At 63.3% G+C, this 26,027-nt stretch carries 23 protein-coding genes; 16 read left to right on the plus strand and 7 right to left on the minus strand.

Annotated features, from left to right (window positions below):
* Nucleotides 1-18 precede the first annotated feature (18 nt).
* On the plus strand, nt 19-294 hold the full coding sequence (locus ACOKS3_RS25130) for a TfoX/Sxy family protein (RefSeq protein WP_103448953.1): 276 nt from the start codon (nt 19-21) through the stop codon (nt 292-294).
* Between the two features lie 201 nt (nt 295-495).
* Here ACOKS3_RS25130 and ACOKS3_RS25135 read toward each other — a convergent pair whose 3' ends face one another.
* From ACOKS3_RS25135 to ACOKS3_RS25150, 4 genes are read right to left on the minus strand one after another with little or no spacing between them, the layout of a single operon-like run.
* On the minus strand, nt 496-1,383 hold the full coding sequence (locus ACOKS3_RS25135) for a ChaN family lipoprotein (RefSeq protein ID WP_422764522.1): 888 nt from the start codon (nt 1,381-1,383) through the stop codon (nt 496-498).
* Nucleotides 1,384-1,395: 12 nt separating this feature from the next.
* Nucleotides 1,396-2,163, minus strand: a complete 768-nt coding sequence (locus ACOKS3_RS25140) for a heme ABC transporter ATP-binding protein (RefSeq protein WP_422764521.1) — start codon at nt 2,161-2,163, stop codon at nt 1,396-1,398.
* On the minus strand, nt 2,163-3,146 hold the full coding sequence (locus ACOKS3_RS25145) for a FecCD family ABC transporter permease (RefSeq protein ID WP_181004560.1): 984 nt from the start codon (nt 3,144-3,146) through the stop codon (nt 2,163-2,165). The genes ACOKS3_RS25140 and ACOKS3_RS25145 overlap by 1 nt, the downstream gene beginning before the upstream one ends.
* A 50-nt stretch (nt 3,147-3,196) precedes the next feature.
* Nucleotides 3,197-4,072 (minus strand): heme/hemin ABC transporter substrate-binding protein, encoded by an 876-nt coding sequence (locus ACOKS3_RS25150; RefSeq protein WP_103448944.1) that lies wholly within the window; start codon nt 4,070-4,072, stop codon nt 3,197-3,199.
* A gap of 148 nt (nt 4,073-4,220) precedes the next feature.
* Between ACOKS3_RS25150 and ACOKS3_RS25155 the strand changes: the two genes are divergently transcribed.
* Complete coding sequence (locus ACOKS3_RS25155) at nt 4,221-4,538, plus strand: Rieske (2Fe-2S) protein (protein ID WP_103448941.1); 318 nt, start codon at nt 4,221-4,223, stop codon at nt 4,536-4,538.
* On the opposite strand, the gene sfsA is transcribed toward ACOKS3_RS25155, so the two are convergent.
* Both sfsA and ACOKS3_RS25165 read right to left on the minus strand, forming a co-directional pair.
* Nucleotides 4,528-5,238, minus strand: a complete 711-nt coding sequence (sfsA, locus tag ACOKS3_RS25160; protein WP_422764520.1) for a DNA/RNA nuclease SfsA — start codon at nt 5,236-5,238, stop codon at nt 4,528-4,530. The two genes, ACOKS3_RS25155 and sfsA, sit on opposite strands and share 11 nt — an antisense overlap.
* A gap of 3 nt (nt 5,239-5,241) precedes the next feature.
* Nucleotides 5,242-6,414, minus strand: a complete 1,173-nt coding sequence (locus tag ACOKS3_RS25165; protein WP_103448937.1) for a pyridoxal phosphate-dependent aminotransferase — start codon at nt 6,412-6,414, stop codon at nt 5,242-5,244.
* Between the two features lie 210 nt (nt 6,415-6,624).
* On the opposite strand from ACOKS3_RS25165, the gene dksA reads away from it, so the two are divergent.
* From dksA to ACOKS3_RS25230, 13 genes are all read left to right on the plus strand, one after another.
* Nucleotides 6,625-7,071, plus strand: coding sequence for an RNA polymerase-binding protein DksA (gene dksA, locus ACOKS3_RS25170; protein WP_103448934.1), 447 nt, complete (start codon nt 6,625-6,627; stop codon nt 7,069-7,071).
* Between the two features lie 63 nt (nt 7,072-7,134).
* A complete protein-coding gene (gene gluQRS, locus ACOKS3_RS25175) occupies nt 7,135-8,022 on the plus strand; it encodes a tRNA glutamyl-Q(34) synthetase GluQRS (protein ID WP_422764519.1) in 888 nt (295 codons plus the stop codon).
* Between the two features lie 150 nt (nt 8,023-8,172).
* On the plus strand, nt 8,173-8,349 hold the full coding sequence (locus ACOKS3_RS25180; RefSeq protein ID WP_003250005.1) for a hypothetical protein: 177 nt from the start codon (nt 8,173-8,175) through the stop codon (nt 8,347-8,349).
* Nucleotides 8,333-11,308 (plus strand): sensor histidine kinase, encoded by a 2,976-nt coding sequence (locus ACOKS3_RS25185; protein ID WP_181004533.1) that lies wholly within the window; start codon nt 8,333-8,335, stop codon nt 11,306-11,308. Before ACOKS3_RS25180 ends, ACOKS3_RS25185 begins: the two co-directional genes overlap by 17 nt.
* 4 nt (nt 11,309-11,312) lie before the next feature.
* Complete coding sequence (locus ACOKS3_RS25190; RefSeq protein WP_103448930.1) at nt 11,313-12,758, plus strand: sigma-54-dependent transcriptional regulator; 1,446 nt, start codon at nt 11,313-11,315, stop codon at nt 12,756-12,758.
* Between the two features lie 750 nt (nt 12,759-13,508).
* Nucleotides 13,509-14,900 (plus strand): polynucleotide adenylyltransferase PcnB, encoded by a 1,392-nt coding sequence (locus ACOKS3_RS25195; RefSeq protein WP_103448927.1) that lies wholly within the window; start codon nt 13,509-13,511, stop codon nt 14,898-14,900.
* Nucleotides 14,897-15,376, plus strand: coding sequence for a 2-amino-4-hydroxy-6-hydroxymethyldihydropteridine diphosphokinase (gene folK / locus ACOKS3_RS25200; protein ID WP_103448925.1), 480 nt, complete (start codon nt 14,897-14,899; stop codon nt 15,374-15,376). The genes ACOKS3_RS25195 and folK overlap by 4 nt, the downstream gene beginning before the upstream one ends.
* A gap of 262 nt (nt 15,377-15,638) precedes the next feature.
* Nucleotides 15,639-16,439, plus strand: a complete 801-nt coding sequence (gene panB / locus ACOKS3_RS25205) for a 3-methyl-2-oxobutanoate hydroxymethyltransferase (RefSeq protein WP_103448924.1) — start codon at nt 15,639-15,641, stop codon at nt 16,437-16,439.
* Nucleotides 16,436-17,299, plus strand: a complete 864-nt coding sequence (panC, locus tag ACOKS3_RS25210; RefSeq protein WP_422764518.1) for a pantoate--beta-alanine ligase — start codon at nt 16,436-16,438, stop codon at nt 17,297-17,299. Before panB ends, panC begins: the two co-directional genes overlap by 4 nt.
* A gap of 144 nt (nt 17,300-17,443) precedes the next feature.
* Entirely contained in the window at nt 17,444-19,108 is a 1,665-nt protein-coding gene (gene pgi, locus ACOKS3_RS25215) for a glucose-6-phosphate isomerase (RefSeq protein ID WP_103448921.1), read from the plus strand.
* A 115-nt stretch (nt 19,109-19,223) separates the two neighbouring features.
* Nucleotides 19,224-21,158 (plus strand): acetate--CoA ligase, encoded by a 1,935-nt coding sequence (acs, locus tag ACOKS3_RS25220; protein ID WP_422764517.1) that lies wholly within the window; start codon nt 19,224-19,226, stop codon nt 21,156-21,158.
* A gap of 42 nt (nt 21,159-21,200) precedes the next feature.
* Nucleotides 21,201-22,070, plus strand: a complete 870-nt coding sequence (locus ACOKS3_RS25225) for an oxygenase MpaB family protein (RefSeq protein WP_422764516.1) — start codon at nt 21,201-21,203, stop codon at nt 22,068-22,070.
* A 78-nt stretch (nt 22,071-22,148) separates the two neighbouring features.
* A complete protein-coding gene (locus ACOKS3_RS25230; RefSeq protein WP_422764515.1) occupies nt 22,149-25,085 on the plus strand; it encodes a DUF748 domain-containing protein in 2,937 nt (978 codons plus the stop codon).
* 103 nt (nt 25,086-25,188) lie between these two features.
* On the opposite strand, the gene ACOKS3_RS25235 is transcribed toward ACOKS3_RS25230, so the two are convergent.
* On the minus strand, nt 25,189-25,602 hold the full coding sequence (locus tag ACOKS3_RS25235) for a VOC family protein (protein WP_103448917.1): 414 nt from the start codon (nt 25,600-25,602) through the stop codon (nt 25,189-25,191).
* 60 nt (nt 25,603-25,662) lie between these two features.
* On the opposite strand from ACOKS3_RS25235, the gene ACOKS3_RS25240 reads away from it, so the two are divergent.
* The gene (locus ACOKS3_RS25240; protein WP_103448916.1) at nt 25,663-25,965 is read left to right on the plus strand and encodes a heme-binding protein; all 303 of its coding nucleotides are present in this window, start codon (nt 25,663-25,665) and stop codon (nt 25,963-25,965) included.
* Nucleotides 25,966-26,027: the final 62 nt, after the last annotated feature.

The raw sequence follows: 26,027 nt of genomic DNA on the forward strand, positions 1-26,027 counted from the left end.
CCATCGCAAGGAGGCTCGATGAACGATGAATTGCAGCACCTGAAGAATCTTGGCAAGACCTCTGCGCAGTGGTTGCATGCAGCCGGTATCCACAGTGCATCGGACTTGCGCAGGTTGGGCGCGGTGGGTGCCTACCAGGCCGTGAAAACCCGAGGTTTCCGGGCGTCGAAGGTGCTGTTGTACGCCATTGAAGGTGCATTGCTGGACATGCACTGGAACGATTTGCCAGCCGAACGCAAGGAAGCGCTCAACCAACAACTCGATGCGAAATGCCCAATCCCAAAAAAAATCTGAAATAAACACACGAAGGGGATTGACGCCGAAATGAGAATCGTTATGATTACCACAACTGGTCGCGAGACTGGTTGGATAAGCTAAGAGCCCCTGGTTCGGACTCTCAGATTATCTCCTCATCAGGCTAATCACGGTTATTGACCCGGCATTTTGCCGGGTCTTTTTTTACCCGCAGTTTTTCCCCGCCCAGGCGAGTAACCGTTATTGGCGCAATTGGGCGCAGTAGTCCTGATCAGGCATCGCCGCCGTATACCAGACATAGTCGGCTATCCCAGGCTCTACCTGTTCGCCCACCTCGGCCAGCAGCACAACCTTGCTCTCGCCTGCCGCACCCAGGTCGGCGAGGTGCAAAGGCACCCCCAGGTCCTTGCGCGCATGGTAAGCACCTGCCAACAGCAATGCCGGCTGCGGCGCTGCCATCAGCCGCTCGGCAATACGCCGATCCCGCTGCTGTTGCACGGCCAGCATCGCTGGCAGCTGGTTTTCCGGCAGCAGGCCACAATGCCCCTGCTTCACCTGTTCGAGCAGTGCTGCCCTCACCGCTGGCGCATTCGACCGGGTTCCCGACAGCGCCGCCGGGTGCCGATAGGCCTGGCGCATTTCGCTGGGTGACAGGTTGGCCGCCAGTAGCGGCACGTGATGTTGCAAAGCCTCACGTACGATAGGGCCGTAAAGCTGCCAGTCCCAACCATCTTCCCAGGCCAGGGCCTTGGGCAGGTCCTGCGGCAACTGCGCCTGCCCCGCGAGCGCATCGACACGGGCCTGCTGCTCGGGTTGCAGCATTTCCAGCAGCAGGCTGCCCTGCGCCCGGCGTTGCTGCAGCCCACGCATCAACCACAGCTGCAAGGCGTGATGATCCGGGTTGTCATGCTTCTCGCCGACTAACACCCGCGGCGCACCGGCCAGGCCCTCGATCAACTGTTCAGGGCTGATCACCCGCCCGCTGGCCAGATCGTGGATCTGTCCCAGTTCGACGTTGTCCCGCCCTTCGCTGCTCTGCCAGGCAGGCAACGGCGGCAGGCTGGCCTGACAGCCACCCAACGCCAGCGCCAGACCGAGTAATGAACCACACAGCAAAGGATGCCCCATGGGCAGTACCTCCTAGCGGGTAATGATCAGCGGGTGCCCCCGTTCCGGGTGCGCCTGCACCAGCACGTCGATACCGAACACGGCCTTCAGGGATGCAGGCGTCAGTACCTCCGGTGGCGTGGCCAAGGCATGGCAGCGCCCGCTTTCGAGGAGCAGGATGCGATCACAGTAGCGCGCGGCCAGGTTCAGGTCATGCAGGATCACCAGCACAGCGGCACCGCAGTCGGCAAAACGACGCACAGCTTCCAGGGTCGTATGCTGATGCAGTGGGTCGAGCATCGAGGTCGGTTCATCGAGCAGCAGCGTGGTGCCCTTCTCTCCCGGCCAGAGCTGAGCCAGCACGCGGGCCAGATGCACCCTTTGCCGCTCGCCACCCGACAAGGCCAGGTAACTGCGCCCTACCAGGTGCGACGCATCCGCCGCCTTCAGCGCCTCTTCGACGATCTCGGCATCACGCCGTTGCCCGGTGTCGTGGGGCATACGCCCCATGGCCACCACCTCCTCGACCTTGAACGAGAACCCCAGGCTGGACACCTGTGGCAGCACCGCCAGGCGCCTGGCGCGCTCCTGCCCTGCCCAGTCCGCCAGCGGCTGGCCTTGCAGCGTTACCTGCCCGCGATCCGGCGCCAACTCGCCACACAAGACTCCAAGCAGGCTGCTCTTGCCCGCGCCATTAGGGCCAAGTACCCCCACGACCTGACCAGGGCTCAGATGAAGATCAATACCGTGCAATACGTCATTGCTGCTCCGCCTCAGGTGCAGCCCCTCGACTTGCAACATCAACTGCGCCCTCGTATTAACAGCACCAGAAAGAACGGAGCGCCTATAAAGGCTGTGACGATACCGATCGGCAACTCGGCAGGCGCCAGCAGCAGCCGTGCCGCAAGATCGGCAAACAGCATCAGCACGCCCCCGGCCAGCAGCGAGGCGGGCAGTACCACGCGGTGATCTGGCCCTGCCAGCAGACGCACCAGATGGGGTACCACCAGGCCAATGAAGCCGATCAGCCCGGCAGCCGCCACCGCTGCGCCTACGCCCAGTGCCGTGCAGAACACCAGTTCGCGCTTGAGCCGCTCCACGTCGACACCCAGGTGCCGTGCTTCCGACTCCCCCAGCAACAAGGCGTTCAACGCCTTTGCCCGGCGTGGCAACCACATCGCCACACCGCCCGCGATCAGCAGCAAAGGCCAAAGGCGCTCGTAACTGGCTCCATTGAGGCTCCCCAGGTTCCAGAAGGTCAGCGTACGCAGGGTGGCATCATCGGCCAGGTAGGAGAACAAGCCTACGGCAGCACCGCCCAGCGCCGTCATGGCCACACCGGCCAACAACATCGTGGCGACGTTGGTCTGACCGTCGCGACGCCCCAGGCGATACACCAGGGCTGTCACGCCCAGCCCGCCGATGAAGGCACACAGCGACAAGAGATAGGGGGCAAGCGCATCCGGCATGCCACCCAGCCAGCTACCGCCAACGATGGCCACCGCCGCGCCCATCGCTGCTCCTGCGGCAACGCCCACCAGACCAGGGTCGGCCAACGGGTTGCGGAACAACCCCTGCATGGCCACTCCCGACAATGCCAGTACCGCGCCCACGGCCAACCCCAGCAGGGTACGCGGCAGGCGGATCTGCCCCAGGATCATCTCGGCCTGCTGCAGACCGTCTGCAGCAATCGGCAGGCCCAACAGACGCAGGCCTGCGCGCAGGGTATCGATCAGCGGCAGGCTGACCGGCCCCAACGCCAGCGACAGCCACACCGCCAGCAGGCACAGCAATGTCAGGCAAACAAAAAGCGTTCGCGGCTCGATTCGTTGCTTCATTTGGCAGTGCTTGCCGGGTAGAACGCAGTCGCCAGTGCCTGCAAGGCGCTGGGCAGGCGCGGGCCAAGGCCACCCACCAACAATGTCGGGTCGAGCGGCACCAGGCGCTTGTCGCGCACGGCACGGGAAGCAGCCAGCGCCGGGTTTTCCTTGAGCAACGCCTGCAAGGCCTGCTCGCCGCTCAGCGCACGATCAGAGAACACCACAACATCCGGGTCGAGCGCCGCCAGCGCCTCGTTGGAGAAGTTCTTGTAGCCTTGGTGCTCGGCCAGGTTGCGAGCCCCCGCCTGGCGCAGCACCCAGTCACCGGCGGTGCCCTGCCCGGCAATCAGCGGCTTGGCGCCGGCATGCCCGACCAGCAGCAACACACCCGGGGCCTTATGGTTTTGCTGAGCCTGCTTGACCTTCAACTGCAGCGCTTCGAGTTGCTGGCGATAGCCCGCCGCCAACTGTGCGGCTTTTTCCTCAGCCCCCAGCAAGGTACCCAAGTGCTTGAGGTTCTGGTCCACGGCAGCCAGCTCGGCCTGGCTGGAGAACAATTCCACCCGCACACCCGCCTTGCGCACCTGCGCCAATACGGGCGGCGGCCCCATCTCTTCGGTGCCCACCAGCACATCCGGGCGCAGGCTGAGAATGCCTTCGGCCGACAACTGCCGCTGGTAACCGATACTCGGCAAGGCCTTCAGCGAGTCAGGGTGCTGGCTGGTGGTATCGACGCCCACCAGGCGTGGCTCGCCGCCCAGCTCAGTGATCCACTCGCTCAACGCCCCGCCAGCGCTGACCCAGCGCTGCGGCAATTCGGCGGCCAGGGCCTGGGTGGAAGCAACGAAAGCTGCGCACAGGGCGAGCAAGGCAGCGGGACGGCGCATCATCGGATTCCTTCTGAAGGCGGGCCGCACGCCTTGTGGCGAGCGGCGGAACTGCGCACCATAGGCGGCCGGCGCGGCAAATGCGGACAATTTGATAATTATTCGCATTGACGCGTCAAGCCATCACTTTGTTTCACGAGCCTTCCCTGCAATGCATTTTCTCTGTCCTTCCGCGGCCCTGGACGAGGGCCATAGCCGCGCCTTCAGCGTAGACGGCATCGATCTGTTCGGTGTGCGCCGACAGGGCCGGGTGTACCTGTACCGTAACCGCTGCCCTCACCGCGGCATCCCGCTGAACTGGGCGCAGGACGCCTTTCTCGACGACAGCGCCAGCCTGATCCACTGCGCCCATCATGGAGCGCTGTTTCTCATAGACAGTGGTGAATGCGTGGCCGGCCCCTGCGAAGGCGAAATGCTGCAGGCCCTGGACTGCCATGAGGACAGCCAGGGCATCTGGATCAAGGAGTGAGCAATACCGGCAGCGGGCGATCGATGACGATTTGCTGGTCATCCAGGCGCACGCTGTAGGCCAGCACCTCGACCCCGTCCGCCACCGCCGCGCGCAGGGCGTTGGCATAGGCGAGGTCGATCTCGTCGGCAGGGCGTACCGCCTCGATGCCGGTAAGGTTCACGCAGTACAGCTGCACCGCACGGATGCCTTGGCGGGCCAAGGCCGCCAGCTCGCGCAGGTGCTTGGCGCCACGCTGGGTCACTGCGTCCGGGAACGCCGCCACGGCAGTCTCCGGATAACCCAGGGTCACGCTCTTGACCTCGACATAAGCCGGCCCGTCAGCGTACTCCAGGCGAAAATCCACCCGGCTGCGCTCTTCGCCGTAAGCCACTTCACGCTTCAGTGCGGTAAAACCGGCCAGTTCGTGGATCACCCCGGCGTGAAGCGCCTCTTCAACCAGTGCATTGGCGCGCCCGGTATTGATGCAGGCCAGGCGGCCCTGGGGCGTTTCGCTGATTTCCCAGGTACCTGGCAGCTTGCGCTTGGGGTCGTTGGAGCGGCTGAACCACACCTGCCCACCCTCGCGCATGCAATTGAGCATGGAGCCGGTATTCGGGCAGTGGATGGTCAGTTGCTCGCCATTGGCCAGTTCGATGTCGGCCAGGAAGCGCTTGTAGCGGCGCAGCAGGCGCCCTTGCTCTAATGGAGGAAAAAACACCCTTTACCCCTGCCAGCTTTTCAGGCCACGAGCGATGCGCTCGACCGCCTGTTCCAGGCGCGGCAGGCTCTGGGTATAGGCAAAACGCACGTGGTGACCCGCCAAATGGCGGCCGAAGTCCAGGCCCGGAGTAAAGGCCAGGTGCTCGGTTTCGAGGAAATGCCGGCAGAAGGCAAAGGCATCGCCACCGAACGCGCTGATGTCGGCATACAGGTAGAACGCCCCCTGCGGCTCGACGGCGATGCGGAAGCCCAGTTCACGCAGGGCCGGCAGCAGATAATCGCGGCGACGGGCGAATTCGGCACGGCGCTCTTCGAAAATCGCCAGGGTTTCCGGCTGGAAACAGGCCAGCGCCGCATGCTGGGCCATGCTCGGCGCACTGATGTAGAGGTTCTGCGCCAACTTCTCCAGGTCGGCCACGGCATTGGGCGGCGCCACCAGCCAGCCGAGCCGCCACCCGGTCATGCCGAAATACTTGGAAAAACTATTCAGAACGAACGCCGAGTCGTCCACTTCCAGCACACTCGGTGCGTCCATGCCGTAGGTCAGGCCGTGGTAGATCTCGTCCACGACCAGGTGGCCATGGCGCTCACGGGTGGCCTTGGACAGGCTGGCCAGCTCGTCGCGGTCCAGCACGGTGCCCGTCGGGTTGGCTGGCGAAGCGACCAGGGCGCCGACGCTGTCCTTGTCCCAGTAACGCTCGACCAGGTCGGCAGTCAGCTGGTAGTTGACCTCCGGCCCCACCGGCACCAGCTGCGCGCCACCCTCGACCAAGCGCAGGAAGTGGCGGTTGCACGGGTAACCCGGGTCGGCCAGCAGCCAGTGCTTGCCAGGGTCGACCAACAAGCTGCTGGCCAACAGCAACGCCCCGGAGCCGCCCGGAGTGACGAGAATCCGCTCAGGGTCGATCTGCAGGCCATAACGCTGGCCATAGAAACCGGCGATCGCCTCGCGCAGCGCTGGCAGTCCGCGGGCGGCTGTGTAGCGGGTATGACCGGCGGCCAGTGCGGCCTGGCCGGCAGCGACGATCGGTGCGGCGGTGGTGAAGTCTGGCTCGCCGATTTCCAGGTGGATCACGTCATGGCCGGCCGCTTGCAGCTCGTTGGCCCGCGCCAGCAACGCCATGACGTGGAAGGGTTCGATGGCGCGGCTGCGCGCACTGTAGGGGTGGGCCATGACCTTCTCTCAATTGGGTCTAAACTGTTGATTCTACCCTTGCACAGCACCGAACATACGCCGCGCGCTGCGGTCAACACCTAGGATCGGGCGGGGTAGCGCACCCCCGATCTATCTGGTAAGTTCGGCGGCTCGCAGTCGCAGGGCCGGCGGGTGCCGGAGATGGAGCATCCTGCGCATTGGATCAGATGAGTGAGAGGCGGTCTATTCATGTCCACCGTAGAAAAGCAAAAAACCGGTCAGACCATGTACGGTGTCGAGCCCTATAAAGAGACCAAGGGCGAAGAGTACATGGGCGAGCCCATGCGCAAGCACTTCACCAAACTCCTCAATGCCTGGAAAGGTGAGCTGATGGTCAGTGTGGACCGTACCGTGGACCACATGAAGGACGAAGCAGCCAACTTCCCCGACCCGGCCGACCGTGCCAGCCAGGAAGAAGAATTTGCATTGGAGCTGCGCAACCGCGACCGCGAGCGCAAGCTGATCAAGAAGATCGACAAGACCCTGCAGAAGATCCAGGACCAGGATTACGGCTGGTGCGATTCCTGCGGTATCGAGATCGGTCTGCGCCGTCTGGAAGCCCGCCCGACCGCCGACCTGTGCTTCGACTGCAAGGAAATCTCGGAGAAAAAGGAAAAGACTGTCGGCAAAGGCTGACACTTCTTCCATCCGAACGGGGCGCATCATGCGCCCCGTTTCATTTATATGCCCGGCAATGCCATGAAAGACTCCCGCTACATCGGACGCTTCGCCCCCACACCGAGCGGTTTCCTGCACTTCGGCTCGCTGGTTGCCGCTCTCGCCTCCTGGCTCGACGCCCGCGCGGTAGACGGCCGCTGGCTGTTGCGCATGGAAGACACCGACCCGCCCCGGGAGATGCCAGGGGCCCGCGACGCGATCCTGCAGACCCTTGAGCGTTACGGCCTGGAATGGGATGGCGAGGTGGTTTTTCAGAGCCAGCGCCACGAAGCCTATGCCGCCGTGGTCGACCGCCTGTTCAACATGGGCCTGGCCTACGCCTGTACTTGCTCGCGCAAGCAGCTGGAGGCGCACAACGGCATCTACCCAGGCTTTTGCCGTAATGCGGGTCATGCCCGTGAGGGCGCGGCGATCCGGTTGCGGGTGCCAGAACTGATCTACCGCTTTACCGACCGGGTGCAGGGCGAGTTCCAGCAGCACCTGGGGTGTGAGGTGGGCGATTTCGTCATCCAGCGCCGGGATGGGCTGTATGCCTATCAACTGGCGGTGGTGCTGGACGATGCCTGGCAGGGCGTCACCGACATCGTGCGTGGCGCCGACCTGCTCGACAACACCCCACGCCAGCTCTACCTGCAGGAGTTGCTGGGTTTTTCGCAGCCGCGTTACCTGCATATTCCGCTGATCGTGCAGCCGGATGGGCACAAGTTGGGCAAGTCGTACCGCTCGCCGCCATTGCAAGCGGAGCATGCGACGCCGCTGTTGTTGCGGGCGTTGCGGGCGCTTGGCCAGGAAGCAGACCCAGAATTGCTGCTGGCGACCCCGGCTGAAGTGCTGGCGATTGCCCGCAAGCAATGGCGGCCGGAGGCGATTGCCCGGCAGGCTACTGTCCCAGAGGCTGATTTGCACTAAAGCAGGCCAGTACAGGCGAAATACCTGTCGAAATCAAAAGCCCAGCAAATTCAAAACCTTGGCGAACCCTATGGATTCCCGCTAGCATCCCCTCGGCCATTTGCGCCAATAATAAGTCCAAGCCCGCAGCGCTCAACCATCGAGGCCAGCATGTACATCTATCGTTTGGTCCTGCTTCTGGTCGTGGGGATCTACCTGTTCTCCCCGGCCATCATGGACTGGTGGATCGAACCGACCGGTGCCTGGTACCGCCCCTACCTGCTCTGGCTGATCCTGATCGTCGTCACCTTCATCCTGCAGAGCCAACGAGATGCCGATGAGCTTTAGCCTGACCCAGATGATCCTGATCAGCGCCGCGTACCTCATGGTGCTGTTCGGCGTGGCCTGGATCAGCGAGCGTGGGCTGATCCCGCGCTCCATCATTCGCCACCCGCTGACCTACACCCTGTCGCTGGGCGTCTACGCCAGCGCCTGGGCCTTCTATGGCTCGGTGGGCCTGGCCTACCAGTACGGCTACGGTTTCCTCGCCTGTTACCTGGGGGTGTCCGGTGCATTCCTGCTGGCACCGGTGCTGCTGTATCCGATCCTCAAGATCACCCGCACCTACCAGTTGTCGTCGCTGGCCGACCTGCTGGCGTTCCGCTTTCGCAGCACCTGGGCCGGCGCGCTGACCACGATCATCATGCTGATCGGCGTGCTGCCCTTGCTGGCACTGCAGATCCAGGCGGTGGCCGACTCGATCAGCATCCTCACCGGCGAGCCGGTCAAGGCCCGGGTGGCCTTTGCCTTCTGTACGCTGATCATCCTGTTCACCATCTTCTTCGGCTCGCGCCACATCGCCACGCGTGAGAAACACGAAGGCCTGGTGTTCGCCATCGCCTTCGAATCGGTGATCAAGCTGGTGGCCCTGGGCGGCATCGGCCTGTATGCGCTGTATGGCGTGTTCGGTGGCCCGCATGAGCTGGAAGTATGGCTGCTGCAGAACCAGACCGCCCTGGCGGCGCTGCATACGCCGCTGCAGGAAGGCCCTTGGCGCACCCTGTTGCTGGTGTTCTTCGCCTCGGCCATCGTCATGCCGCACATGTACCACATGGCCTTCACCGAAAACCTCAACCCGCGCGCGCTGGTAAGCGCCAGCTGGGGCCTGCCGCTGTTCCTGCTGCTGATGAGCCTGGCGGTGCCGCTGGTACTGTGGGCCGGCCTGCGCCTGGGCGCGAGCACCAACCCTGAGTACTTCACCCTGGGCTTGGGGCTCGCCGCCAACAACCAGGCATTGACGTTGCTCGCCTACGTTGGCGGTCTGGCATCCGCCAGCGGGCTGATCATCGTCACTACGCTTGCCTTGTCGGGCATGGCCCTCAACCACTTGGTGCTGCCGCTGTACCAGCCACCGGCCGAGGGCAATATCTACCGCTGGCTGAAATGGACACGCCGCGCGCTGATCGTCGCCATCATCACTGCCGGGTTTGTCTTCTACCTGACCCAGAACAACCACCAGAGCCTGGCCAACCTGGGTATCGTCGCCTTCGTCGCCACTCTGCAGTTCTTGCCTGGCGTGCTGTCGGTGCTGTACTGGCCGACCGCCAACCGCCGCGGCTTCATAGCCGGGCTGCTGGCCGGGACCCTGGTGTGGATGGTGACCATGCTGCTGCCGCTGCTGGGCAACCTGCAGGGCTTCTATATCCCGTTGCTGGACATGATCTATGTGCTCGACGACACCAGTTGGCACATGGCGGCCATTGCCTCGCTGGCGGCCAACGTACTGCTGTTCACGCTGATTTCGCTGTTCACCAACGCCAGCAGCGAAGAAGTCAGCGCCGCCGAAGCCTGCGCCGTGGACAACGTGCGCCGGCCGCAGCGCCGTGAACTGCATGCCGCCTCGCCGCAGGAATTCGCTACCCAGCTGGCCAAACCGCTGGGCGCCAAGGCGGCGCAGAAGGAGGTCGAGCAGGCCCTGCGCGACCTCTACCTGCCGTTCGACGAGCGCCGCCCCTATGCCCTGCGCCGCCTGCGTGACCGTATCGAGGCCAACCTCTCCGGGCTGATGGGGCCGAGTGTGGCCCAGGACATGGTCGAGACCTTCCTGCCGTACAAGTCCGGTAACGAGAACTACGTCACCGAGGACATCCACTTCATCGAAAGCCGCCTGGAAGACTACCACTCGCGCCTTACCGGCCTTGCCGCCGAACTCGACGCGCTGCGCCGCTACCACCGCCAGACCCTGCAAGAGCTGCCCATGGGCGTCTGCTCGCTGGCCAAGGACCAGGAAATCCTGATGTGGAACAAGGCCATGGAAGAGCTGACCGGCATTGCCGCCAAGCACGTGGTCGGCTCGCGCCTGGTGACCATCAGCGAACCCTGGCGCGGCCTGCTGCAGGGTTTCATCAACGTGCCCGACGAACACCTGCACAAACAGCGCCTGGCGCTGGACGGCCAGCCGCGCTGGCTGAACCTGCACAAGGCGGCCATCGACGAGCCCCTGGCGCCGGGTAACAGCGGCCTTGTGCTGCTGGTGGAGGACCTTACCGAAACCCAGGCACTGGAAGACAAGCTGGTGCACTCCGAGCGCCTGGCCAGCATCGGCCGCCTGGCTGCCGGTGTGGCCCACGAAATCGGCAACCCGATCACCGGCATCGCCTGCCTGGCGCAAAACCTGCGCGAGGAGCGCGAAGACGATGGCGAAATCATCGAGCTGTCCAGCCAGATCCTCGAACAGACCAAGCGCGTGTCGCGCATCGTCCAGTCACTGATGAGCTTCGCCCACGCCGGTGGTAGCCATCAGAACAGCGAAGAGCCGGTGTGCCTGGCCGAAGTGGCGCAAGACGCCATCGGTCTGCTGGCATTGAACCGGCGCAACTTCGAAGTACAGTTCTTCAACCTCTGCGACCCGGACCATTGGGCCGAGGGGGATCCGCAGCGCCTCGCCCAGGTGCTGATCAACCTGCTCTCCAACGCCCGCGATGCCTCCCCGCCCGGCAGTGCCGTGCGGGTGCGCAGTGAAGTCAGCGAGCACACCGTCGACCTGATCGTCGAGGACGAAGGCAGCGGGATACCGAAGAACATCATGGACCGCCTGTTCGAGCCATTCTTCACCACCAAAGACCCGGGCGAAGGAACCGGACTGGGGCTCGCTCTGGTCTATTCCATCGTGGAAGAGCATTATGGGCAAATCACCATCGACAGCCCGGCCGACATCGAACGGCAACGTGGCACCCGGATCCGCGTGACCCTGCCCCGGCATGTCGTAGCGACGTCCCCTGAAATTCGAGACCGTCGAGAGAATTGAATCAATGCCGCACATTCTGATCGTCGAAGACGAAACCATCATCCGCTCGGCCCTGCGTCGGCTGCTCGAACGGAACCAGTACCAGGTCAGCGAAGCCGGCTCGGTGCAGGAAGCCCAGGAACGCTTCAGCATTGCCACCTTCGACCTGATCGTCAGCGACCTGCGCCTGCCGGGCGCCCCGGGTACCGAGCTGATCAAGCTTGGCCAGGGCACACCCGTGCTGATCATGACCAGCTACGCCAGCCTGCGCTCGGCGGTGGACTCGATGAAGATGGGCGCGGTGGACTACATCGCCAAGCCCTTCGACCACGATGAAATGCTCCAGGCCGTAGCGCGCATCCTGCGTGATCGCCAGAATGCCCCTGCTGCCGCGCCAGCCCCGGCCGCCGAGCCGCGGGCCAACGGCAAGGCCGCGCCTGCCGAGAAGGCTGCCAGTGCCGCCAATGGCGAGATCGGCATCATCGGTTCGTGCCCGCCGATGCAGGACATGTACAGCAAGATCCGCAAAGTCGCGCCCACCGACTCCAACGTGCTGATCCAGGGTGAGTCGGGCACTGGTAAAGAGCTGGTTGCCCGCGCGCTGCACAACCTGTCGCGACGTGCCAAGGCGCCGATGATTTCGGTGAACTGCGCGGCGATTCCGGAAACCCTGATCGAATCGGAACTGTTCGGCCACGAAAAGGGCGCATTCACCGGCGCCAGCGCCGGCCGTGCCGGCCTGGTGGAAGCCGCCGACGGTGGCACCCTGTTCCTCGACGAGATCGGTGAACTGCCGCTCGAAGCCCAGGCGCGCCTTCTGCGCGTGCTGCAGGAAGGCGAGATTCGCCGGGTCGGCTCGGTACAGTCGCAGAAAGTCGACGTGCGTCTGATCGCCGCGACCCACCGCGACCTGAAGAACCTGGCCAAGGCCGGGCAGTTCCGCGAAGACCTTTATTACCGCCTGCACGTGATCGCCCTGAAGTTGCCGGCCCTGCGCGAGCGCGGCAGTGACGTCAATGAGATCGCCAATGCCTTCCTCGCCCGCCAGAGCGCGCGCATCGGCCGTGACGACCTGCACTTCTCGGCCGAGGCCGAGCAAGCCATTCGTCATTACAGCTGGCCGGGTAACGTGCGCGAACTGGAAAACGCCGTGGAGCGCGCGGTGATCCTCAGCGAGAGCGCGGAAATTTCCGCCGACATGCTGGGCATCGACATCGAGCTGAGCGACCTTGAAGAGGATGACATCCTCGACAATGCCTTGGTCGTGGCCAGCGCGAGCAGTGCCAGCCATGAGCCGACCGAGGATCTGTCGCTGGAGGACTACTTCCAGCACTTCGTGCTCGAGCACCAGGACCACATGACCGAGACCGAGCTCGCACGCAAGCTCGGTGTCAGCCGCAAGTGCCTGTGGGAACGGCGCCAGCGCCTGGGCATCCCGCGGCGCAAGAGCAACGCGACCAGCGACAACTGATTCGGATCTCCGTTGGCCCTACTGGCCTCTTCGCGGGCAACCCCGCGAAGAGGGTGGCAAAGCCACACCCTCTCCCCCAGGTAACACCTCAGTTCCCGCACAAATCTGTTACCCAACCTTTCCGGCGTAACAGTTCCCGAGGCGTACGGTAACGAAAAATCTACATTTTCGACCTGCAGAAATCTGCCAAACCGCCTCAACCCCTTGATTTTACTGGATTTCGAAAAGTTGGCACGGCACCTGCTATATGTCTGGTACAAGAACAATAACAAGCACAGCAACTCAGAATAAGAACAAGACGAAACGGCTCACGCACAATAAAAACAAGACGGCGGAGGCGCAGCTAACTGATTCTTTTGGAGAGGATGCGTGTTTGGGGCTTGCCCCACGACCAGGCAGAGAACAACAAAAACTGCACTTAAAAGCAGCGCCTGAACTGGTTGGATCGAAGGATCAACGTGACATCAGCGGCCAAAGCAATCCGTTTGCTCTTTACCCCTGGATTGGGGGTCGTCCACAAGCTTCGAGATTTGTGGACAGGGCACTCAACAAAAACAAGAAGCCCAGTAAAAAAACAATAAGAGCACGCAACGACTTCTTGGGGAGCTTAGGCTCCCCTTGTCGTTTCTCCCCTTCGGCAGGCTCTCCTGCTACCGCCTACACCATTCCCCGAGTAAATGCTAGAATCCCCGCCCATCATGCGGCCATTCTCCTATTCTTGGCCGAACATTCCTTCAAACAGTGCATCCCATGCTGAAGAAGCTGTTCCAGTCGTTCCGCCCTCCCGTACCGGGCCAGCACCACAGGCGCACCACGCCTGAGGTGATCAACAAGAGCCAACACTCGCTGCAGCGCCACCAGTTCAGCCGCCACGCGGTGAACATCGTCGAGCGCCTGCAGAGTGCGGGCTACCAGGCATATCTGGTCGGTGGCTGCGTCCGCGACCTGATGCTGGGCATCACGCCCAAGGACTTCGACGTCGCCACCAGCGCCACGCCCGAACAGGTCCGTGCCGAATTCCGCAACGCGCGCATCATCGGTCGGCGCTTCAAGCTGGTCCACGTGCATTTCGGCCGTGAGATCATCGAAGTCGCCACTTTCCGCGCGCCCCACTCGGAAGACGACCAGGGCGACAGCCACCGTTCGTCGCACAACGCCAGTGGTCGTATCCTGCGTGACAACGTGTACGGCACCTTGGAAGAAGACGCGCAACGCCGCGACTTCACCATCAACGCCCTGTACTACGATCCGGTCAGCGAGCGCATCCTCGACTACGCCAACGGCGTGCACGACATCCGCAACCGTCTGTTGCGCCTGATCGGCGACCCGACCCACCGCTACCAGGAAGACCCGGTGCGCATGCTGCGTGCCGTGCGTTTCGCTGCCAAGCTCGACTTCGGCATCGAAAAGCACACCTTCCAGCCGATTCGCAAACTGGCCCCGCTGCTGCGCGAGATCCCGCCAGCACGCCTTTTCGAGGAATGCCTCAAGCTGTTCCTCTCCGGCCAGGGTGCCATCGCCTTCGAAATGCTGGTCGACCTGGAGCTGTTCGAGCCGCTGTTCCCGGCCAGTGCCCATGCCCTGGACGAGCGCCCGACCTATACCCATACCCTGATCAGCCAAGCGCTGAACAATACCGACCTGCGCGTCAAGCAAGGCAAGCCGGTCACCCCGGCCTTCCTGTTCGCCGCCCTGCTCTGGCCTGCCCTGCCAGGCCGCGTGCTGCACCTGCAGAACCAAGGCGTGCCGCCAATCCCTGCCATGAACGGTGCGGCCCACGACCTGATCGCCGAACAGTGCGCGCGCATCGCTATCCCGAAGCGCTTCACCCTGCCGATCCGCGAGATCTGGGACATGCAGGAACGCCTGCCGCGTCGCAGTGGCAAGCGTGCCGACCTGCTGCTCGACAACCCACGCTTCCGTGCCGGTTACGACTTCCTGCTGCTGCGCGAAAGCGCCGGCGAGGAAACCGACGACCTCGGCCAGTGGTGGACCGACTACCAGGATGCCAACGACAGCGAGCGCCGCGAGATGATCCGCGAGCTTGGCAGCCGTGACGAAGGCACCGGTGCCGGCCCGCGCAAACGCAAGCGCAGTGGCAGCAAGCGCAAGCGCAGCGGCGGCGACGAGGCGTTCGAGTGACCACGCGCGCCTTCATCGGCCTCGGCAGCAATCTGGACGCGCCCGCAGAACAACTGCGCAGCGCCCTGCAGGCGCTCGACCAGATTGCCGACAGCCGCCTGGCGGGCGCATCAGCGCTGTACACCAGCGACTCGCTGCTGCCTGGCCAGCCGCGTTACACCAACGCGGTAGCAGCCCTCGATACCACCCTGGCGCCGCTGGACCTGCTCGACGCGCTGCAGGCCATCGAGAACGACCAGGGCCGTGTACGCCAGGAACGCTGGGGCCCGCGCACCCTCGACCTGGATATCCTGCTGTTCGGTGACCAGGTGATCGACGTCCCACGCCTGCAGGTGCCGCACTACCACATGCATGCGCGCCCCTTCGTGCTGTACCCGTTGGCCGAACTGGTGGCGGATGACTTCTGCCTGGCCGATGGCCGTGCCCTCACCCAGTTGCTCGAAGCGTGCCCGTTCGTCGGTCTGGAACGCCTGTAAACCGGGCGTTTGAGACATTATTCAGAACACGGTAACGCCAGTAACACCCTGTTAGTAACATTGCGGTAACAGGGTGATTGACTTCCCCCACCTCGCTCACGACTATAGGCGTCCCGTGTGGCAGCAAAGTGCCGCACACCCGTATTTAGGCCCGGACGGACCTGTGCCCGAACATCACGCGCGATGATGTGCCGCTCCGGAAGATGACTACACGCGTTGAATGCAGTCGTTTTTCACAGCGCCTGAACGAGGATTTTCCTACATGCCTGAAGTAACCCTGACCACCCTGCATGGCCTCAAGGCCAAGGGTGAAAAGATCACCATGCTGACCTGCTACGATGCGACCTTCGCCAAGGCCTGCAGCCAGGCCGGCGTCGACGTGTTGCTGGTGGGCGACTCCCTGGGCATGGTCCTGCAGGGCCATGACAGCACGCTGCCCGTCACCACTGCCGAGATGGCCTACCACACCGCCTGCGTCAAACGCGGCAACGACGGTGCGCTGATCCTCGCTGACCTGCCGTTCATGGCCCACGCCACACCCGAGCAGGCTTTTGCCAACTGCGCCACGCTGATGCAGGCCGGCGCCCACATGATCAAGCTCGAAGGCGCTGCCTGGCTGGCCGAAACCATCCGCCTGCTGGCCGAACGCGGTGTGCCGGTGTGTGCGCACATGGGCCTGACCCCGCAGACCGTCAACGTGCTGGGCGGTTACAAGGTCCAGGGCCGCCAGGAAGCGCAAGCGCGGCAGATGCGCGCCGACGCCATTGCCCTGGAGCAAGCCGGCGCGGCGATGCTGCTGCTCGAATGCGTACCAAGCGAACTGGCTGCGGAAATCACCCAGGCGGTGAGCATTCCAGTGATCGGCATCGGTGCCGGTAGTGCCACCGATGGCCAGGTACTGGTCCTGCACGACATGCTCGGCCTGTCACTGAGCGGCCGGGTACCGAAGTTCGTGAAGAACTTCATGGCAGGCCAATCCGACATCCAGAGCGCCCTCACCGCCTACGTCAAGGCCGTCAAGGACGTTACCTTCCCCGCTGCCGAACACGGATTCAGCGCATGAACACAGTCAAGACCGTCCGCGAACTGCGTGCAGCCGTCGCCCGTGCACGCGGCGAAGGCAAGCGCATCGGCTTCGTGCCGACCATGGGCAACCTGCACAGCGGCCACGCCGCGCTGGTGACCAAGGCCGCCCAACGTGCCGACTTCGTGGTCGCCAGCATCTTCGTCAACCCACTGCAGTTCGGTGCCAACGAAGACCTGGACAAATACCCGCGTACCCTCGCCGCCGATCAGGAGCGCCTGCTTCAGGCAGGTTGCAACCTGCTGTTCGCGCCCACCGTGGAAGAGATGTACCCCGACGGCATGAGCGTGCAAACCCGCGTCAGCGTGCCCAACCTGTCCGAAGGCCTGTGCGGTGCCAGCCGCCCTGGGCATTTCGAGGGCGTTGCGACCGTGGTCAGCAAGCTGTTCAACATGGTTCAGCCGGATCTGGCCGTGTTTGGCGAAAAGGATTACCAGCAGCTGGCGGTGATCCGCGCCATGGTGCGCGACCTGAACATGCCCATCCAGATCATCGGTGAGCCGACCGTGCGGGCCGAAGATGGCTTGGCGCTGTCGTCGCGCAATGGTTACCTGACAACTGAGCAACGGGCCACGGCGCCGGTGGTATATCGCACCTTGCAGCAGATCGGCGAGGCGCTGGGTCGCGGCCAGGTGGATTTCGCGGCACTGATCGAGCAAGGCAAGGCGCAGCTGAGCGCTGCCGGCCTGCGTCCGGATTATCTGGAAGTGCGCCATGCACTGAATCTGCGCCCGGCGACCTTTGGCGACCGGGACCTGGTGATCCTGGTTGCGGCGTATCTGGGTAACACCCGTTTGATCGACAACCTGTATCTGCACCTGGACGAAAAGACCGCATAACTCGCCTGGGGCCGCTTGGCGGCCCCAAAATCCTCCCTTCATACCCATTCCCTGCGCGCGGCCTTTGCCTATAATGATGGCCAGCCTGAACCCGGCAATGACTGCCCTGTCCAAGGCACACCTCGCATCAAGGAATTCCGCGCAATGGCGTATTACCGCACCCCCCACGATGTTACGGCCCTGCCTGCCTGGCAGGCCCTGCAACAACACCGCGACGCCATGCAAGGCTTCAGCATGCGCGAAGCCTTTGCCGCCGACGCCAAGCGCTTCGACCAGTTCTCCCTGAGTAGCTGCGGGCTGTTCCTCGACTATTCGAAAAACCTGATCACCGATGAAACCCGAGATCTTCTGGTGAACCTGGCCGAACAAGTCGGCCTGCAGGACGCGATCAAGTCGATGTTCAGCGGCGAGATCATCAATGCCTCGGAAGGTCGCCCGGTGCTGCACACCGCGCTGCGCCGCCCGGTAGGCGACAAGCTCAGCGTCAACGGCGTCAACGTGATGCCGGAAGTACACAAGGTACTCAACCAGATCACCGAGCTGGTCGGCCGTATTCATGACGGCCTGTGGCGTGGCTACAGCGAAAAGCCGATCACCGATGTGGTCAACATCGGCATTGGTGGCTCGTTCCTCGGCCCCGAGCTGGTCTCCGAAGCCCTCCTGCCTTATGCCCAGCGCGGGGTGCGGTGCCACTACCTGGCCAATATCGACGGTAGCGAGTTCCATGAACTGTCGGCGAACCTGCGCGCCGAAACCACGCTGTTCATCGTCTCGTCGAAGTCGTTCAACACCCTCGAGACCCTGAAGAACGCCATGGCCGCGCGCACCTGGTACCTGGCCCAGGGCGGCTCGGAAGCCGAGCTGTACCGCCACTTCATCGCGGTTTCCAGCAACAAGGCCGCCGCCGTGGCCTTCGGTATTCGCGAAGAGAACATCTTCCCGATGTGGGACTGGGTAGGCGGGCGCTATTCGCTGTGGTCGGCCATCGGCCTGCCGATCGCCCTGGCCATCGGCACCGCCAATTTCAAAGAGCTGCTGTCGGGTGCCTACACCATGGACCAGCACTTCCAGACCGCACCGTTCGACAAGAACATGCCGGTGTTGCTGGCGCTGCTGGGTGTCTGGTATGGCAACTTCTGGGGCGCCAGCAGCCACGCGATCCTGCCGTACGACCATTACCTGCGCAACATCACCAAGCACCTGCAACAGCTGGACATGGAGTCCAATGGCAAGAGTGTGCTGCAGGATGGCACCCCGGTGAAGACCGATACCGGCCCGGTGATCTGGGGCGGCGTCGGCTGCAACGGTCAACATGCCTACCACCAGTTGCTGCACCAGGGCACCCAGCTGATCCCGGCCGACTTCATCGTGCCAGTGGTCAGCTTCAACCCGGTGGCCGACCACCATCAGTGGCTGTACGCCAACTGCCTGTCGCAGAGCCAGGCGCTGATGCTCGGCAAGACCCGTGAAGAAGCCGAGGCCGAACTGCGCCAGAAGGGCCTGAACGAAGCGGACATCGAAAAGCTCGCGCCGCACAAGGTGATCCCGGGCAACCGCCCGAGCAACACCCTGGTGGTCGAGCGCATCAGCCCGCGTCGCCTGGGCGCTCTGGTGGCGATGTACGAACACAAGGTGTTCGTGCAGAGCGTGATCTGGGGCATCAACGCCTTCGACCAGTGGGGCGTGGAGCTGGGCAAGGAGCTGGGCAAGGGTGTTTACCAGCGCCTGGTCGGCAGCCTGGAAGACAGTGCCGAAGATGGTTCCACTCAAGGTCTGATCAACTACTTCCGCGGCCGTCACCGCGGTTGACCGCCAACCTGTGCCGACCTTGGGGTCGGCACAGGTTGAACGCTCCCTCCAGCTACACTGTCCATCGAATAGCCGCTGCTGTCCCTCGCCCCTCACAAGAGCAGGACCACCCGCCATGTTCGATATCAAGCAGTATCCCCAGGCCCTGGCCGTCAGCCAGTCCGCCAGACTCTCCCCCGACGACTACCAGCGCCTCTACCGCCAGTCGGTCGATGACCCCGACACCTTCTGGGCCGAACAGGCCAAACGCCTGGACTGGATCAAGCCTTGGTCGAGCGTGCAGCAATGCGACCTGAAGACTGGCAAGGCCCGCTGGTTCGACGGCGCCCAACTGAACGTCAGCTACAACTGCATCGATCGTCACCTGGCCCAGCGCGGCGAGCAGACCGCCCTACTGTGGGAAGGAGACGACCCCAAGGACTCCAAGGCCATCAGCTACCGCGAGCTGCACCGCCAGGTCTGCCGGCTGGCCAATGCCCTGAAGGCACGCGGCGTGCACAAAGGTGACCGGGTATGCATCTACATGCCGATGATTCCCGAAGCCGCCTACGCCATGCTCGCCTGCACGCGCATCGGTGCCATCCACTCAGTGGTGTTCGGCGGTTTCTCCCCGGATGCCCTGCGGGACCGCATTCTCGATGCCGACTGCCGCACCGTGATCACTGCCGATGAAGGCGTGCGCGGCGGCAAGCGCATCCCGCTCAAGCACAACGTCGACAAAGCCCTGAGCAGCTGCCCCGCGGTCAGCAACGTGTTCGTGGTGCGCCGAACCGGCGGCGATGTCGCGTGGAACGAGGGCCGCGACCTCTGGTATCACGAAGTGACCGAAAAGGCCGGCGACGAATGCCCGCCCGAACCGATGGACGCCGAAGCCCCACTGTTCATCCTGTATACCTCCGGCAGTACCGGTAAGCCCAAGGGTGTACTGCACACCACCGCGGGCTACTTGCTGCAGGCGACGATGACCTTCAAGGTGGTGTTCGACTACCGCGACGGCGAGGTGTTCTGGTGCACCGCCGACGTCGGCTGGGTCACGGGCCACAGTTACATCGTCTACGGGCCCTTGGCCAACGGCGCGATTTCACTGATGTTCGAAGGCGTACCTAATTACCCGGACACCTCGCGCTTCTGGCAGGTGGTGGACAAACACCAAGTGAACATCTTCTACACCGCGCCCACTGCGCTGCGTGCGTTGATGCGTGAAGGTTCGGCACCGCTGCAGGGCTCCTCGCGCAAGAGCCTGCGCCTGCTCGGTAGCGTGGGCGAGCCGATCAACCCGGAAGCCTGGGAATGGTATTTCGAAGCCGTCGGCCAGCAGCGTTGCCCCATCGTCGATACCTGGTGGCAGACCGAAACCGGCGGCATCATGCTCACGCCACTGCCAGGGGCGCAAAAGCTCAAGCCCGGTTGCGCTACCCAGCCGATGTTCGGCGTGCAACCGGCGCTGCTGGACGAAAAGGGCCAGCTGATCGAAGGCCCCGGCGCCGGCCTGCTGGTGATCAAGGCCAGCTGGCCCGGGCAGATCCGTAGCGTCTACGGCGACCACCAGCGTATGGTCGATACCTACTTCAAACCCATGCCCGGTTACTACTTCACCGGTGATGGCGCCCGCCGCGATGCCGACGGCGACTACTGGATCACCGGGCGCATCGATGACGTGATCAACGTCTCCGGCCACCGCATCGGCACCGCCGAGGTGGAAAGCGCGCTGGTGCTGCACGACAGCGTCGCCGAGGCTGCCGTGGTCGGCTACCCGCACGACCTCAAGGGCCAGGGCGTGTATGCCTTCATTACCCCCATGAATGGCATCACCCCGGACGACACGCTCAAGGCCGAGTTGCTGGCGCTGGTCAGCAAAGAGATCGGCAGCTTCGCCAAGCCAGAGTTGATTCAGTGGGCACCGGCCTTGCCCAAGACCCGCTCGGGCAAGATCATGCGGCGTATACTGCGCAAGATCGCCTGCAACGAACTGGATAACCTCGGCGACACTTCGACCCTGGCCGACCCGAGCGTGGTTCAGGGCCTGATCGACAAACGCCTCAATCAATAGTGGGCGGCCACGCTCCATGGCCGCCCTGAAGCACAGGACGCCATGGAAGCCCTACGCCGACGCATCGAAACCCAGGTCATGAGCCTCACCGGGCTGGCCCTCGGCCAGCTCGACCTCGAATCCCCCAAGGGCGACCCCGGCCTGTTCGGCCCGCACAGCATCAGCTGGCGGGTGCATGGCGACTTCCCGAGCATGTTGGTCGGCGGCATCAGTGCCCTGATGCTGCAGCTGCTGCACCCGCTGGCCCTGGCCGGGGTGTGGGACCACTCCAATTTCCGCGAGGACTTGCTCGGGCGCCTGCGTCGCACCAGTCAGTTCATCTCCGGCACCACGTTCGGCTCCACCCGTGATGCCGAATGGTTAATCGACAAGGTGCGCACCATCCACTTGCAGGTAACCGGTACAGCTCCGGACGGCCGCCCCTATGCCGCCAGCGACCCGGACCTGCTGACCTGGGTGCATGTGGCCGAAGTCAGCAGTTTTCTCGCTGCCCATTTGCGCTACCGCGACCCTCAACTGTCACGTGCCGATCAGGACACCTATTACGCCGAGATCGCCCTGGTTGCCGAACGCCTCGGTGCCCGTGGTGTGCCACGCTCCTGCCAGCAGGTCGAGGATTATCTGCAGCAGATGCGTCCACAACTGCAATGCAGCGCGCATAGCCTGGAAGTGGTCAGGATCCTGCTCGAAGCCCCAGCCCCGAGCCGCCTTGCCGAGCCGGTCGGCAAGCTGATGCTGCATGCCGGCATCGATCTGCTTCCAGACTGGGCCCAGACCATGCTCGGCCTGCAGCAAGGGTCGCTGCAACAGCGCATGATCCGCCTTGGCCTGCGCCGCACAGCACCGATCCTGCGCTGGGCCATGCGTGACAGCTCGGCGCACCGGGCCAGGCGACGCATGGGTATCGATTGACGGGAAATGGTCGCCTCAGCGGAACCGATTTAACGTGCCATACTCCAAGCACTCCTGCTTAGACAGATGAAGCGACACATGTACAAAGGATTGACTCGCGCCCTCGGCGCCCTGTTGGCTCTCGTGGCCCTCTACAGCCTGCTCGGCTTCCTCATTCTCCCTGGTGTCGCCTTGCGTATCGCCAACCAGCAGCTGGCGCAATACGCCACCGTGCCGGCGCACCTGCAACGCATCGAACTCAACCCCTTCAGCCTCGAGCTGACAGTGTGGGGCCTGCAGCTCGGCGAGCCCGGCAAGGAGCAGATCGGCTTCGAACGGCTGTACGCCAACCTGGCGCTCGACAGCCTGTGGAAACGTGCCCTCCACCTGCAGGCGATCGAGCTCGACAAGCCACGCAACGAAGTGCTGTTCGCCAAGGACGGCACGCTCAACCTGACCCAACTGTTCAAGTTGCCTGCCAGCGAACCCAAGCCGGACGAGCCGCCCAGCGACCCGTTCCCAATGCGTATCGACAGTATCAAGCTCAGCGGCGGCTACCTGCATTTTCAGGATCAGCGCCCGAGCGAGCCGATCGAGTTCGTCTACGACGACATGAACCTGGAGCTGAAGAACCTCAGCACCCTGCCGGATGACAACGCCGACATGACCCTGGTGGCGATTGGCCCCAACGGTGGACGTGTCGACTGGAGCGGTACCCTCAGCCTGGCGCCGATTGCCTCGGAAGGCACGCTGAAGGTCACCGACGGCAACATGAAGCTGTTCTGGCCCTATGTGCGTGATGCCGTGCCCCTTGTGCTCGAGGACGGCGTATTCAGCATGGACACCCACTACAAGCTGAACCTGTCCAAGCAAACCGAGCTGTTGCTGGACAACACCGCGCTCAAGATCGCGCCGTTCGCCATCAAGGCCCCGGATGGCCGGTCGTTGGCACGCCTGGCCAGCCTGGAAGTGAGCGAGACATCCATCGACCTGGCCAAGCAGCTGGTCACCGTCGGCAAGGTGCGCAGCGAAAAACTGGAAACCTGGGCAGCCCTGGAAAAGGACGGCCAACTCGACTGGCAGAAGCTGTTCGCCAGCCAGCCGGCCAAGGCCACACCGAAGGAAAAGGCCGAGCCAGCTGCTGCCGAACCGAGCGCAGAAGAAAAAGCCGCGAAAGCGCCGAGCAAGCCCTGGCAGGTACTGCTCAAGGACGTGCAACTGCGCAACTATCAGGTCCACCTTGCCGACCGCAGCCAGAACGAACCGGTGGCACTGGATGTTGGCCCGCTGAATCTCGACATGCAGGGTTTCGACAGCCTCAACCAGTCGCCTTTCACGCTCAAGCTCGACACCGGCATTGGCAAGCAAGGCAAGCTGCAGGCGGCCGGTGAAGTGAACCTGGCGCCGATCACGGCCAAGCTCGATGTCAGCACCCGAGACATCGACCTGCGTGTTGCGCAGGCCTACATCAGCCCGTTCATTCGCCTCGAACTGCGCAGCGGCATGCTCGCCAGCGACCTCAAGGTCGACCTCAAGAGCACCGAGCCACTGGCCTTCAACGTCGCTGGCAAGGCACAGGTCAACCAGCTGCACACCCTGGACACCATCAAGGGCCGAGATTTCGTCAAATGGCAGCAAGTCAACGTCGATGGCCTGTCGTATGTGCACGGTGATGCCCTGTCGATCGACAAGGTGACCCTGCTGCAGCCCTACGCGCGCTTCATCATCAACGAAGACCGCACCACCAGTGTCGACGACCTGCTCATCCCGCAACCGGCCGGCGCATCGGCCCGCAGTCCGGCCAAACCAGCCAGCACCGCGGCCAGCAAACCCCTGGGCATCCACATCGGCCAGATCGACATCAACGATGGCTCGGCCAACTTCGCCGACCTGACCTTGACACCGAACTTCGCCACCGCCATCCAGCAGCTCAATGGCCAGATCGGCACCATCGACAACCGCAAGCCGGCACCGGCCAAAGTCGACGTCAAAGGCAAGGTCGACCGTTATGCCCCGGTCACCATCAAGGGCGCACTCAACCCGTTCAACCCGCTGGCCAGCCTGGATATCGCCACCAGCTTCAAGCGCGTCGAACTGACCACCCTGACGCCCTACTCCGGCAAGTTCGCCGGCTTCCGCATCCGCAAGGGGCGGTTGAACCTCGACCTGCATTACCTGATCACCAACGGCCAGCTCAAGGCCGAAAACAAGGTGGTGGTCGAGCAGCTGCAGCTGGGTGAAAAGGTCGACAGCCCCGATGCGGTGGACCTGCCGATCCGCCTGGCGATTGCCCTGCTCAAGGACACCGAAGGGCGGATCTCAATCGAACTGCCGGTTTCAGGCGACCTGAACAACCCGCAATTCAGCGTCATGCCAATCGTCTGGCAGACCCTGCGCAACCTGGTGCTGCGTGCGGCCCAGGCACCGTTCAAGTTCATTGGTGGGCTGATTTCCGGTGGTGGCTCGGAAGACCTCGGTACCGTGTCGTTTGCCCCAGGCTCCAGTGAACTCAGTGGCGATGCGCAGTCGACGCTGGACAAGCTCGCGTCCGCCCTCAAGGAGCGCCCGGAGCTGCGCCTGGAAATCGAAGGCACCAGCGCCCAGAGCAGCGACGGCCCATTGATCGCCCAGCAGCGCCTGGAGCGCGAGTATCAGGCGACCTGGTACAAGATCCTGCAACGCCGTGGCGACAAGGTACCGGCGAACGCCTCGATGCTGCTGGTCGATGACAGCGACAAACCGGCAATGCTCGAAGGTATCTACCGTACCCGCCTGAAGCAGCAGCCGCCGGCAGAATGGGAGCAGTTGAGCCGTGACGAGCGCACCGCCAAGTTGCGGGAGGCGGTGATCAAGTCCTGGGCTGAAAGCACTGCATTGCTGCGTACCCTTGGCCAGGAGCGGGCGAGCAGCATCAAGGACTACCTGGTCGACAAGGGCAAGCTCGAGGATGATCGGGTGTACTTCATCGATACCAACCTGGGGCAGGCCGAGAGTGATGGGCGGGTGATTACGCCGATGCACCTTGATGCCGAGTGATCCGGGTGAGCAGGTCCGGCCTTTTCGCGGGGCAAGCCCGCTCCTACAGGGACCGCATGCTCCTGTAGAAGGGGGCTTGCCCCGCGAAAAGCCCGGTAAAGGCTTATACCAGCCGCTGCCCTGACACCGATGGGTGATACAGCGGCTGCACCTTGTTCCCCGCCGGGTCCAGCAGGTGGAAGCTGCGCGCACCGTCACCATGGTTGAACGGCCGGTCGAGCAAGGTCACCCCACGCGCCTTGAAATACTGGTACCAGGCCTCCAGCTCATCAACGCTGTCCACGATGAACCCGTAATGGTCCAAGGTCTGCAGCCCATTGGCCGCCCCTGCCCCACGCCCCAGCGACAAGTTGTCGTTACCGCAGGTCAGGTAAACCAGGTCTTCGTTGGCCCGGTTCAGCACCTCCATGCCCATGACATCGACATAGAAACGCTCGCACTCCTCCAGGTTGGGCACCAGCAGGGCGATGTGGCGCAGACCATTCAGGCGACCGGGACGAACAGGTAATTCGGACATTGGCACGACTCCATTTTTGTATACAATTCTGAATAGAATTTAAAACAAAAGGACCGCCCTGTGTATAGCCTGTTCATCAAGACCCGCGTCAAACCCGGCTGCGCCGAAGCCTTTCTCACCGCCATCAAGGTCAATGCCGCTGCCTCGGTCGCCACTGAGCCAGGTTGCCTGGTGTTCGACGTCTCTCAGGACCGGATCGACCCGGACGTCATCTACCTGTACGAGATCTACCGTGACGATGATGCGTACGAAGCACACACCCAGACTGCCCATTTCCGCGACAGCCGCCCGCTGGTCGAGCCGCTGATCGTCGAACAGGAATGCTTCGAGAGCGATGTGATCGCCCGCAATCCGGTGTATTGAGCGCCCATGAAAAAGCCCCGGCGCAGGCAGGGGCTTTTCAGTGAAGGTGGCCAAGTCCGTTT

This window comes from Pseudomonas sp. HS6-2, from assembly GCF_049325675.2.
GTDB lineage: Bacteria > Pseudomonadota > Gammaproteobacteria > Pseudomonadales > Pseudomonadaceae > Aquipseudomonas > Aquipseudomonas putida_N.

Bases quoted from the DNA above. Each gene is read 5' to 3' on its own strand.
- panB (WP_103448924.1), top strand. From the start codon at position 15,639: ATGCCTGAAGTAACCCTGACCACCCTGCATGGCCTCAAGGCCAAGGGT.
- ACOKS3_RS25225 (WP_422764516.1), top strand. From the start codon at position 21,201: ATGGAAGCCCTACGCCGACGCATCGAAACCCAGGTCATGAGCCTCACC.
- ACOKS3_RS25230 (WP_422764515.1), top strand. From the start codon at position 22,149: ATGTACAAAGGATTGACTCGCGCCCTCGGCGCCCTGTTGGCTCTCGTG.
- acs (WP_422764517.1), top strand. From the start codon at position 19,224: ATGTTCGATATCAAGCAGTATCCCCAGGCCCTGGCCGTCAGCCAGTCC.
- ACOKS3_RS25185 (WP_181004533.1), top strand. From the start codon at position 8,333: ATGCCGATGAGCTTTAGCCTGACCCAGATGATCCTGATCAGCGCCGCG.
- pgi (WP_103448921.1), top strand. From the start codon at position 17,444: ATGGCGTATTACCGCACCCCCCACGATGTTACGGCCCTGCCTGCCTGG.
- ACOKS3_RS25190 (WP_103448930.1), top strand. From the start codon at position 11,313: ATGCCGCACATTCTGATCGTCGAAGACGAAACCATCATCCGCTCGGCC.
- gluQRS (WP_422764519.1), top strand. From the start codon at position 7,135: ATGAAAGACTCCCGCTACATCGGACGCTTCGCCCCCACACCGAGCGGT.
- ACOKS3_RS25235 (WP_103448917.1), bottom strand. From the start codon at position 25,602: ATGTCCGAATTACCTGTTCGTCCCGGTCGCCTGAATGGTCTGCGCCAC.
- panC (WP_422764518.1), top strand. From the start codon at position 16,436: ATGAACACAGTCAAGACCGTCCGCGAACTGCGTGCAGCCGTCGCCCGT.
- ACOKS3_RS25130 (WP_103448953.1), top strand. From the start codon at position 19: ATGAACGATGAATTGCAGCACCTGAAGAATCTTGGCAAGACCTCTGCG.
- ACOKS3_RS25135 (WP_422764522.1), bottom strand. From the start codon at position 1,383: ATGGGGCATCCTTTGCTGTGTGGTTCATTACTCGGTCTGGCGCTGGCG.
- ACOKS3_RS25140 (WP_422764521.1), bottom strand. From the start codon at position 2,163: ATGTTGCAAGTCGAGGGGCTGCACCTGAGGCGGAGCAGCAATGACGTA.
- ACOKS3_RS25195 (WP_103448927.1), top strand. From the start codon at position 13,509: ATGCTGAAGAAGCTGTTCCAGTCGTTCCGCCCTCCCGTACCGGGCCAG.
- ACOKS3_RS25150 (WP_103448944.1), bottom strand. From the start codon at position 4,072: ATGATGCGCCGTCCCGCTGCCTTGCTCGCCCTGTGCGCAGCTTTCGTT.
- ACOKS3_RS25180 (WP_003250005.1), top strand. From the start codon at position 8,173: ATGTACATCTATCGTTTGGTCCTGCTTCTGGTCGTGGGGATCTACCTG.
- ACOKS3_RS25155 (WP_103448941.1), top strand. From the start codon at position 4,221: ATGCATTTTCTCTGTCCTTCCGCGGCCCTGGACGAGGGCCATAGCCGC.
- dksA (WP_103448934.1), top strand. From the start codon at position 6,625: ATGTCCACCGTAGAAAAGCAAAAAACCGGTCAGACCATGTACGGTGTC.
- ACOKS3_RS25165 (WP_103448937.1), bottom strand. From the start codon at position 6,414: ATGGCCCACCCCTACAGTGCGCGCAGCCGCGCCATCGAACCCTTCCAC.